This is a genomic window from Lysobacter enzymogenes, assembly GCF_017168095.1.
GTDB classification, from domain to species: domain Bacteria; phylum Pseudomonadota; class Gammaproteobacteria; order Xanthomonadales; family Xanthomonadaceae; genus Lysobacter; species Lysobacter enzymogenes_D.
In genome coordinates this window covers 1-11,559 of the sequence record NZ_LXSD01000636.1, presented here as the reverse complement: position 1 = coordinate 11,559, position 11,559 = coordinate 1, and the positions used below count along the sequence as shown (strand labels likewise).

3 protein-coding genes are annotated in these 11,559 nt (G+C 75.0%); all 3 read right to left on the bottom strand.

The window, feature by feature from the left end:
* Positions 1 to 339, bottom strand: a 339-nt coding sequence (locus A7A76_RS26125) for a condensation domain-containing protein (protein WP_206413798.1), incomplete at its 3' end; no start/stop codon positions are given.
* Positions 336 to 5,441: a non-ribosomal peptide synthetase gene (locus A7A76_RS24650; RefSeq protein ID WP_206413797.1), complete on the bottom strand. Its 5,106-nt coding sequence runs from the start codon at positions 5,439 to 5,441 to the stop codon at positions 336 to 338. The genes A7A76_RS26125 and A7A76_RS24650, both read right to left, overlap by 4 nt.
* Before the next feature lie 36 nt (positions 5,442 to 5,477).
* On the bottom strand, positions 5,478 to 11,559 hold a 6,082-nt coding region (locus A7A76_RS24645), incomplete at its 5' end, for a non-ribosomal peptide synthetase (protein ID WP_206413796.1).

The window sequence follows — 11,559 nt, the reverse complement described above, 5'->3', positions numbered from 1 at the left end:
CGGCTCGCCGTCGCGCGCGGGGAACACGCTGCGCAGCGCCTGGTGGCGGGCGAACAGGCGATCGAGCGCGCGCGCCAGCGCGGCGCGGTCGAGCGCGCCGCACAGGCGCACGGCCAGCGGCACGTGATAGGCGGCGCTGACGCCTTCCAGCTGGGCCAGGAACCACAGCCGCTGCTGCGCCGAGGACAACGGCAGTTCGCCGTCGTCGGCGTGCGCGCGCGGCAGCAGCGGCGGTTCGGCCGCGGTCGTCGCGTCCAGCTCGAGGTCGCGGCGCAGATCGCGCAGGCGTTCGGTCTGGGCCGGGTCGAGTTTGCCGAGGATGGCTTTGATCGAAGTCACAGCGAATCTCCCGAGTCGTGTTCGCGCAGCGCGACCGCCAGCACCGCTTCGGCGAATCCGGCCAGGCGCGGGCGCCGGAACAGCAGCGACGGCGCCACCGCGACCTCGAGTTCGTCGCGCAGCCGCGCCAGCAGGCGCATCGCCAGCAGCGAGTGGCCGCCGAGTTCGAAGAAATCGTCGTCGCGGCCGACGGCGCCGGTCTGCAACAGTTCCTGCCACCACTGCGCGAGCAGGCGTTCCAGCTCGCCTTGTGGCGGCGCGTAGGCGCGGCGGGCGAAATCGGCGCGATCGGGCGCCGGCAGGGCGCGGCGGTCGAGCTTGCCATTGGCGTTGAGCGGCAGCGCGTCCAGGCGCACGCAGGCGGACGGCAGCATGTAATCCGGCAGGCGCGCGGCCAGATGCGCGCGCAGCGCGCCGGCCAATCCCTCGCTGTCGGCGTCGGTCACGACATAGGCGACCAGCCGTTTGCGGCCGGGCTCGTCCTCGCGCAGCGTCGCCACCGCTTCGCGCACGTCGGGGTGTTCGCGCAGGCGCGCCTGGATTTCGCCCAGCTCGATGCGGTAGCCGCGCAGCTTGACCTGGCCGTCGTCGCGGCCGAGGAACATCAGTTCGCCGTCTTCGCGATAGCGCACGCGGTCGCCGCTGCGGTACATGCGCGCGCCCGGGGTGGGGTCGAACGGATCGGCGAAGAAGCGTTCGGCGCTGAGTTCGTCGCGGCCCAGATAACCGCGGGCGACGCCGGCGCCGCCGAGGTAAAGCTCGCCCGGCGCGCCCAGCGGCAGCGGCCGGCGCTGCGCGTCGAGCACGTAGGCGCGGGTGTTGGCCAGCGGCCGGCCGATCGGCGCGGGCGCATCGCCGGGCCAATGCGGCGGCGGTTCCCAGGCGGTGGCCAGCACCGTGGTCTCGGTCGGCCCGTACACGTGTACCGGCCGCGCGCCGCCGCGCTGCAGCGCGCTCAGCACGCCCGGCGGCACGGCTTCGCCGCCGACCAGGAGCAGCGGCGCTGTCGCGAATCGCGGCAAGGTTTCGCGCCCCTGCAGAAACGCCGGCGGCATATAGCTCAGGCCGATGCGTTCGCGCGCGATCCAGTCCAGATAAGCACCGGCGTCGGCGCGCTCGTCGGCGCCGGGAATGCACAGCGCGGCGCCGCGGCTCAGGCTCAGGCCGATTTCGATCAGGCTGGCGTCGAAGCTCAGCGACGCGAACTGGGCGATGCGGCTGTGCGCGCCGATGCCGAAGCGTTCGGCCTGGCTGTGGGCGAACTGGACCAGGTTGCGGTGTTCGATCATCGCGCCCTTGGGCTCGCCGGTGGAGCCGGAGGTGTAGACGATGTAGGCCAGATGCCGCGGGCCGACCTCGGCGCGCGCCGGCGATGCGGCGTCGCGCCCGTCGTTGGCGCGCTCCAGCGCCGCGCCGTCGAGCGCGAAGCCCGGACAGGGCGCATCGATGCCGGCCGCGGCCAGCGCGCGGCGTCCTTCGGCGTCGGCGAGCAGGCACACCGGCGCGGCGTCGGCGAGCACGCGCGCGCTGCGTTCGCGCACGTGGGCCGGATCCAGCGGCACGTAGGCGCCGCCGGCCTTCAGCACCGCCAGGATCGCGACGATGGCGTCGAAGCCGCGCTGCGCGCACAGCGCCACGCGCCGGTCGGGGCCGACGCCGGCGGCGATCAGGCGGCCGGCGAGGCGGTCGGCGGCGGCGTCGAGCGCGGCGTAGCTGAGCCTCGCGCCGGCGCATTCCAGCGCGGTCGCTTGCGGCGTGCGCCGCGCTTGCTCTTCGAACAGATGATGGAAGCAGGCCTCGCGCGGATAGTCGGCTTCGCTGCGGTTCCAGTCGTGCAACTGCAACCGGCGCTCGTCGGCGTCGAGCAGGTCGATGCCGGCGACCGGGCCGGCGGCGTCGTCGGCGAACGCGCGCAGCGCGGCGAGCAGGTAGCCGCGATGGCGTTCAATCGCCGCGGCGTCGAACAGCGCGGTGGCGTAGCGCAAGCCGCCGGCCAGGGCGCCGTCGCGTTCGCCCAGTTGCAGTTCCAGGTCGAACCTGGCGCCCGGCAGGGACAGTTCCAGGACTTGCGCGTCGAGCCCGGGCAGCGGCGGCGCCGCGGCCGCTTCGCCCTGCCAGGCGAGCATGGCCTGGAACAGCGGCGTGCGGTCGGCGCGGCGCGGCGGACGCACGGCTTCGACCACGCGCTCGAACGGCAGCGCATGGTCCTGGGCGTCGAGCGCGCAGCGGCGCGCGCGTTCGATCAGCGCGGCGGCGTCCGGATCGCCGGACAGGTCGATGCGCAGCGCCAGGGTATCGACGAAAAAGCCGACGGCGTCTTCGCTGCCGGCCAGCCCGCGCTGCGCGCTGGGCGCGCCGATCACCAGGTCGTCCTGGCCGGACAGGCGCGACAGCACCGTCGCCCACGCCGCCAGCACCAGCGCGAACAGGCTGGTGCCGGCGCGGCGCGCGCGCCGGCGCAGCGCCCGGGTGAGTTCGGCGTCGACGTGCAGCGGCAGCATCGCGCCGGCGAAGTCCTGCTGCGGCGGGCGCGGCGCGCGCGTGGGCAGTTCGAGCAGGGCGGGTGCGCCGCTCAGGGTGCGGCGCCAGTAGTCCAGCGCTTCGCCGTCTTCATTCTGGCGGCGCTGCTGCCTGGCGGCGTAATCGGGAAACTGCCAGGGCAGCGGCGAAAGCGGATCGGACGCGCCGGCGGCGAAGGCGGCGTAGAGCGCGCCGAGGTCGCGCAGCAGCGGCGGCAGCGATTCGCCGTCGGCGACCAGATGATGCAGCGTCAGCAGCAGATGGAATTCGTCGGCGCCGGTGCGCGCCAGCCAGGCGCGCGCCGGCGCTTCGCGTTCCAGGTCGAAGGCGCGACCCGCCTGTCGTTGCAGCGCCTCGCGCAGGGCCGCGTCCGGATCGGCGGCCGCGCCGAGCTCGAGCGCGCTTTCGCTCCACGCGAACGGCGTGCCGGCGGGCAGCGGCTGCAGGCGCGGTTCGCCGTCGACGGCGACGAAGCGCGTGCGCAGGCCGACATGGCGGTCGCTCAAGGCATCGAGCGCGCGCCGCAGCGCGGCGAGATCGAGCGCGCCGCGCAGGCGCAGCAGCACGGGAATGTGGTACGCGGCGCCGAGCTCTTCGAACTGGCTCAGGAACCACAGCCGGCGCTGGGTCGAGGACAGTACGCCGGCGGCGTCGCCTTCGCCGGCGCGCGGCGGCTCGCTCGCGGCTGAGGCATCGGCGCGCAAGGCGTCGAGCGCCGCGGCTTGCGCGGCGAGGGTCGGATGGTTCCAGATCGCGCTGACCGGCAGCTCGACCCGCCATTGCCGCCGCAGCGCGCCGAGCAGCCGCGCTGCGCTCAGCGAATGCCCGCCGAGGGCGAAAAAATCGTCGTCGCGGCCGACGCGTTCGCGGCCGAGCAGCGCCTGCCACAGATGCGCGAGTTCGGTTTCGGCGCCGGGCCGGGGCGCGCGGTAATCGCGTTGACCGTAGGCGGCCGCGTCCGGCGCCGGCAAAACCGCGCGGTCGAGCTTGCCGTGGGCGCCGCGCGGCAGCGCGGCGAGCGCGACGATCGCCGCCGGGCGCAGCGGTTCGGGCAGGCGCTGGCGCAGGTGTTCGCGCAAGGCGGCGGCGAAGTCCGCCGCGTCGCCGCCATCGCCGGCGACCGGGACGGCGTAGGCGATCAGTTCCGCCGCGCCGTCCGCGCCGGCGCGGGCGACGACGGCGGTTTCGCGCACGCGCGGATGCTCGGCGAGCTGCGCGGCGACTTCGTCGGGCTCGACCCGATGGCCGCGGATCTTGACCTGATCGTCGTCGCGTCCGAGGAACTCCAGTTCGCCGCCGGGCAGGCGCCGGGCGCGGTCGCCGCTGCGGTACATGCGCGCACCGGCGGCGAAGGGATCGGGCTGGAAGCGTTGCGCGCTGAGTTCGGCCTGCCGCAGGTAGCCGCGCGCCGGCGCGGCGCCGCCGATCCACAGCTCGCCGGCCTCGCCGTCGGCGACCGGCCGGCGTTGCGCGTCGAGCAGGTACAGGCGCGCGCCGTCGATGGCGCGGCCGATCGGCACGTGCGCCGGCGCTTCGGCCACCTCGCGCGCGGCCAGCACGTGCGCGGCGACCACGTGGGTTTCGGTCGGGCCGTAGTGGTTGTGCAGGCGGCAGTCGGGCAGGCGCGCGAACATCGCCCGGATCGGCTCGGTCAGGCGCAGTTGCTCGCCGGCCACGACGACGTCGGCCAGTTGCGCGCGCAAGGCCGAAAGCGTGGTTTCATCGGCCTCGGCCAGGGCGTCGGCGAGCGCGCTCAGCGCCAGGCACGGCAGGTGCAGGCGCTGGATGCGCCGCTGCGCCAGCGCGCGCGCGAGTGCGGCGAAGTCGCGGCGCAGCGCCGCTTCGGCGACAACCAGGGTCGAGCCGCCGCACAGCGCGCCGAAGATTTCCTGGAACGCCACATCGAAGCCGAGCGCGGCGAACTGCAGCACGCGCTGGCCGTCGCGGAACTGGCCGCGTTGCCAGCGCAGCAGGTTCAGCAGCGGCGCGTGCGGCATCGCCACGCCCTTGGGGCGGCCGGTGGAGCCGGAGGTGTAGATCACATAGGCCAGCCGCTGCGGATCGTCGCCGGGTTCGCGCGCGGCGGTGGGCGCGGGTTCGGGCCGGTGGCCGTCGTCGAGGTCCAGGTCGAGATCGATGTCGCGGCCGTCGCCGGCCTCCGTCGCCAGTCCCAGCGCCCGCCGGCCGGCGGCGTCGCACAGCCGCGCCGCGGGCGCGGCATCGTCCAGCAGCAGATCCAGCCGCGCGCGCGGATAGTCCGGATCCAGCGGCAGGTAAGCGGCGCCGGCCTTGAGCGCGGCGAGCATCGCCACCACCGGGGCGACGCCGCGCTCGGCGCAGATCGCGACGCGGTCGTCGGCGCCCACGCCCAGGCGCCGCAGCCGCTGCGCCAGCCGTTCGGCGCAGGCGTCGAGTTCGGCGTAGCTCACGCGGCGTGCGCCGTGTTCGAGCGCGATCGCCTGCGGCGTGCGCTGCGCCTGCAGGCGGAACAGCGCGTCGACGCCGGCGGCGCCGTCGTCGTCGCGGTCGTCGTTGCCGGCGTGGTTCGCGCCCGCCGGCGGATTCGTACGGATATCGTCCATGGCCTCGTTACGATCGATGTGGGGAAGGGGGGCGGCTCAATCGCGATGGCGGTACAGCCACTGCGCGCAGCGGCGCAGGTGCTCGCGGTCGAGGGTGGGGAAGCGGGTCGGATCGAGCTGTTCGGCGATGGCGTTGGAGATCGGCACGTCGTCGCCGTCGTCGCCGTCGTCGCCGTGGTCTGGCGTCAGTTCCGGCGGCAGGATCGAAGCGATCGCCGCGGTCGCCGGATCGGCCGCGCATTCGCGCAGCCATTGCGGGTAAGGGCGCTTGGCCGCGGCCATGCCGGGCTGCTCCAGCGCGCAGTCGATCCAGTCGGCCAGGCGATAGCCGCGCGGGTCGGCGAGGTTGAAGCTGCGGCCGTCGCCATCCTCGCGCAGCGACAGCTCGACGATCGCCGCGGCCATGCGGTCCACCGCCAGCGAGTTCATGCGCAGGTCGATGTCGGGCGCGCTGCCCAGGCGATAGCAGGCCTGCACGAACAGGCTCCAGGCGTCGCTGGCGTTGCAGGCGCCGTCGCGGCCGGCGCCGGCGATGTGGGTGGGGCGGTAGACGGTGAACGGCAGCGCGCGTGCGCCGCCGGCGCGCAGCAGGCGTTCGGCCACCCACTTGCTGCGCGCGTAGCCGCTGCCGAGCGCGCGCCAGCAGCGCGCCAGCGCTTCCTCGTCGTCGGCCGGCGCGCCCAGCGCGCGCGCCTGCGCCGGCGCGGGCAGGGTGCTGAGGGTCGAGACGTAGTGCACGTGCTTGCGCCGGGTGTGCGCGGCCAGGCGCATCACTTCCACGGTGCCTTCGACATTCGCCGGCCTGAGCGCGGCATAGCCGTGCAGCGAGTTGACCCAGGCGCCGTTGTGGTAGATCGCATCGATGCGTTCGGCCAAGGCGGCGAACGCGGCTTCGCTCAGGCCCAGGCGCGGTTGCGCCAGGTCGCCGGGGACGATGCTCACCCGCGCCGGGTCGGCGACGCCGGCCAGGCCGAGCGCGGCCAGCGCGGCTTCGAGCCGGCGCCGGCCGTCGGCCTCGTCGGCGCAGCGCACCAGGCAGTGCACCCGCGCCTGGGTGCCTTGCAGCAGCGCCTGCAGCAGGAACGCGCCGAGGAAACCGGTGGCGCCGGTCAGCAGCAGTTCGCGCCACTGCGCCGGCGCTGCGGCGGGCGCCAAGCCGGCGCCGTCGATGGCCGCGTCCAGCTCGGCTTCGGCGTCCAGGTCGGGGCCGTCGCCCGGCGCGGACGGGTCGCGTTGCAGCAGCGCGGCCATGCGGTCCAGGCGCGAATGCGCGAACAGCTCGCGCACCGGCACCGGCGCGTCGAATTCGTCGCGCAACCGCGCCGCCAACTGCACCGCGCGCAGCGAGTGGCCGCCGAGTTCGAAGAAATCGTCGTGGCGGCCGATCCGCTCCACGCCCAGCAACTCCTGCCACAGCGCGGCCAGGCGCTGCTCGGCGCCGGGGTGCGGCGGCTGGTAGGCGGCATGGGCGAAATCGCCGCCGCCGGGCGCGGGCAACGCGCGCCGGTCGAGCTTGCCGTGCGCGGTCAGCGGCAGCGCGTCGATGCGCACGAACGCGGCCGGGCGCATGTAGTCGGGCAGGCGGTCGGCCAGGAATGCGCGCAGGGTGGCGGCGAGCGCGTCTTCGTCGCCGCCGTCGGCGACCACGTAGGCGGCGAGGTAGGGCTCGCCGGCGCGGTCCTCGCGCGCGATCACCGCGCAGTCGCGCACCGCCGGATGCTCGCCCAGGCGCGCCTGGATCTCGCCCGGCTCGATGCGGAAGCCGCGCAGCTTGATCTGCTCGTCGTTGCGGCCGACGAACAGCAGCTCGCCGTCCGCCAGGTAGCGCGCCAGATCGCCGCTGCGGTACATGCGCGCGCCCGGCTTCGGATCGAAGGGATCGTCGAGGAAGCGCTCGGCGCTGAGGTCGGGACGGCCGAAATAGCCGCGGGCGACGCCCTCGCCGCCGATGTACAGCTCGCCGACCGCGCCGGTCGGCACCGGCTGGCGCTGCGCGTCGAGCAGGTACAGGCGCACGTTGGCCAGCGGCCGGCCGATCGGCAGCGGCGCTTCGCGATGGCGCGCGAAGTCGCGCGGCGCGGTCCAGGCGCTGGCGCAGACGGTGGCTTCGGTCGGGCCGTAGGCGTTGACCACGCGCGCGTGCGCCGACAGCGCGCGCATCAGCGCCGGGTTCGGCGCTTCGCCGCCGAACAGCAGGGTCGGGCGGTGCTCGAAGCGCGGCACGGCCTGGCCCTGCAGCAACGCCGGCGGCAGGGTAGCGTGGGTGATGCGATGGCGGCGGATGAAGTCCATCGTGGCGGCGGCCGATGCGCGGTCGGCCGGCGCCGGCAGGTACAGCGCACCGCCGCGCACGAACGCCATCAACAGGTCGAACACGCTGGCGTCGAAGCCGATCGAACCGAATTGCAGCACCCGGCTGCGCCGGCCCAGCCGGAAGCGGCGCACCTGCGCGGCGGCCAGATGCATCGCGTTGCGGTGTTCGACCATCACGCCCTTGGGCGCGCCGGTGGAACCGGAGGTGTAGATCAGATACGCCAGGTCCGCGGCCTCGCGCCCGGGCACCCGCGGCGCGTGCGCGGGTTGTTGCCGCCACAGCGTCGCGTCGTCGAGATCCAGCTGCGGCGGCGCGGCCGCGTCTTCGGCGAGCGCGTCGAGCGCGGCGCGGCCGGAGGCGTCGCACAGCGCCAGCGCCGGCGCGGCGTCGGCGAGGATGCGGCCGAGCCGCGCCGAAGGATAGGCCGGATCGAACGGCAGATAGACTGCGCCGGCCTTGAGAATGGCGAGCACGCCGGCGACGAAGCCGAAGCCGCGTTGCGCGCCGAGCGCGACCCGGTCGCCGCGGCCGATGCCGCGCGCGATCAGCGCGTGGGCGAGGCGGTTGGCGCGGGCGTCGAGTTCGGCGTAGCTCAGGCGCGACTCGCCGTGGACCACCGCGTCGGCGTGCGGCGTGCGCGCGGCCTGGCGGGCGAACGCGGCGTCGAGCAGGCCGTCGCGGTCGTAGTCGATGCGATCGCGATTGCGCTCATGCAGCAGCTCCTCGCGCTCGCCCGGCGGCAGCAGCGGCCACTGCGCCAGCGGGCGCGCGTCCTCGGCCGCGAACGCGCGCAGCGCCGCCAGCAGGTAGTCGCGATGGCGCTCGATGGTGGCGGCATCGAACAGCGCCGAAGCGTAGTTGAGCCCGCCTTCGATCCGTCCGTCGCGTTCGCCCAGCACCAGCTCGAGGTCGAACTTGGCCCAGCGCAGCCGCAGCGGTTCGCCGCGCACCTCCAGGCCGGGCAGGCGCGGCAGCGCGTCCTCATCGCTCTGCCAGGCGAACATGGCCTGGAACAGCGGCGCGCGGTCGAGCCGCGGCGGCAGCCGCAGCGCCTCGACCACCTGTTCGAACGGCAAGTCCTGGTGCGCCTGCGCGTCGAGCGTGGCCGCGCGCACCCGCGCCAGCAGCGCGGCCGCGTCGGGCGCGCCGGACAGGTCGATGCGCAGGGCCAGGGTGTTGACGAAGAAGCCGATCAGCGCCTGGGTCTCGTGGCGGTTGCGGCCGGCGGTGGCGGCGCCGACGACGATGTCGTCCTGCCCCGACACCCGCGCCAGCACCGCGCTCCATGCCGCCAGCACGGTCATGAACAAGGTCGCGCCGAAGCGCTGGCCGCAGCGCTTGAGCGCGGCGGCGAGCGCGGCGTCCAGGCGCAGCGGCACGAAGCCGGCGTCGAAGGATTGCTGCGGCGGGCGCGGCCGGTCGGCCGGCAGCTCCAGCAGCGCTGGCGCGTCGGCCAGGGTCGCGCGCCAGTAGTCGGCCTGGGCGCGCAGGCGCGCGTCGTCGGGATGGCGGCGCTGCCACAGCGCGTAATCGGGGTATTGCAGCGGCAGCGGCGGCAACGGATCGGCGCGGCCTGCGGCGAACGCGGCGTACAGCGCGCCGAGCTCGTCCATCAGCACGCCCAGCGACCAGCCGTCGGCGACGATGTGGTGCAGCACCAGCAACAGCACGTGCTCGTCGCCGCCGAGGCGGAACAGGCGCGCGCGCAGCAGCGGCCCGCGTTCCAGCTCGAACGGCGCGTCCACGTCGCGGTCCATGCGCGTGCGCAGGCGCGCCTGCGCGTCGTCGCCGCGCAGATCGCATTCGGCCCAGTCGATGCCGCTGGCGGGATCGAGCAGCCGCGCCCGGGCGCTGCCGGCGCGTTCGTAGAACACGCTGCGCAGCGCTTCGTGGCGAGCGAAGATGCGGTCCAGCGCGCGCCGCAGCGCGGCCGGGTCGAGCGCGCCGCGCAGGCGCAGCGCCAGCGGAATGTGGTAGTTGGCGCTGACGCTGTAGAACTGCGAGAGGAACCACAGGCGTTGCTGCGACAGCGACAGCGGCAGCGCGCTGTCGTCGTCGGCATTGCGGTCGCGCGGGCCGATCGCGGCCAAGGCGGCGCCGTCGGCGTCGCCTGCGGCGAGCGCGTCGATGGCCGCGGCGAGGTCGGCCAGGCGCGGCCGCGCGAACAGTTCGGCCAACGGCAGCTCGACCGCGAACGCGCGCGCGATCCGGCTCAGCAGCCGCACCGCGATCAGCGAATGGCCGCCGAGTTCGAAGAAGTGGTCGCCGCGGCCGACCCGGGCCACCGCCAGCAGTTCCTGCCACAGCCGCGCCAGCGCGGTTTCGGTGGCGCCGCGCGGCGCCTCGAAGCGGGCGTGGGCGAACGCGTGCGCGTCCGGCGCGGGCAGGGCGCGGGTGTCGAGCTTGCCGTTGGGCGTGACCGGCAGCGCGGCCACGGCGACGAAGGCCGCGGGCAACATGTAGTCGGGCAGGCGCGCGGCCAGATGCGCGCGCAGCGCGCCGGCCCATTCGCTGTGGGCGTCGCCATCGACACCGGTGTCGGCGCCGGTCTGGGCGCCGATCCGAGCGTCGGCGCCGTGCGCCGGCACCGCATAGGCGACCAGCGCGGTCGCGTCGTCGGCGCGTTCGCGCGCGATCACCGCGCATTCGCGCACCTGCGGGTGTTCGGCCAGGCGCGCTTCGATCTCGCCCGGTTCGATGCGGAAGCCGCGGATCTTGATCTGCTGGTCGTTGCGGCCGAGAAATTCCAGCCGGCCGTCGGCGCGGAAACGGGCGAGGTCGCCGGTGCGGTACATGCGCGCGGCGCCGCCGGCGATGGGATCGGCGAGGAACCGCTCGGCTTCCAGCGCGGGCCGGCCCAGGTAGCCGCGCGCGACGCAGGCGCCGGCCAGATACAGCTCGCCGGCCGCGCCGCGCGGCACCGGCTGGCCGTGGCGGTCGAGCAGATAGACGCGGCTGCCCGAGATCGGCCGGCCGATCGGCGCGTGGTCGGGCTCGGCGTCGAGATCCGGGCCGAGCGCGCAGGCGACCGCGACGTGGGTTTCGGTCGGGCCGTAATGGTTGTGCAGGCGGCAATCGGGCAGGCGCCGCAGCATCCGCCGCAGCGGCGCGGTCAGGCGCAGCTGCTCGCCGGCGACGACGATCTCGCGCAGATGCGCGCGCAGCCCGGCCAGCGCGGCGTCGTCGCAGTCTTGCACCGCCTCGGCCAGGCTTTGCGCGGCGATGTAAGGCAGGTGCAGGCGGTCGACCGCGTGCGCGGCCAGCAGCGCCGGCAGCGCGGCGATGTCCAGGCGCTGGCGCGCGTCGATCATGACCAGCGCCGCGCCGCTGCACAGCGCGCCGAAGATTTCCTGGAACGCCACGTCGAAGCCGACCGCGGCGAACTGCAGCACCCGCCGCGCCGGCGCCAGCGCCTGGCGCTGCCAGTGCAGCAACTGCGCCAGCGGCGCGTGCGGCATCGCCACGCCCTTGGGCGCGCCGGTCGAGCCGGAGGTGTAGATGACGTAGGCGAGGTGGTCGGGCTGCGGTTCGGCGGGCGGCGCGTGCGGTGTGTCGGCGGCTGCGTCGTCGCCATCGTCTTCGGGATCCAGCACCGCCACCCCATCGGGCAGCGCGGCGGCCAGCGCGGCGCGTCCGGCCGCGTCGGCCAGCACCGCGACCGGCGCGGCGTCGGCGAGGATCTGGGCCAGACGCTCGCGCGGATGGTCCAGATCCAGCGGCACATAGGCGGCGCCGGCCTTGAGCGCGGCCAGCGCGCCGACCGCCACGGCGAAGCCGCGTTGCGCGCACAGGCCGATGCGCGCG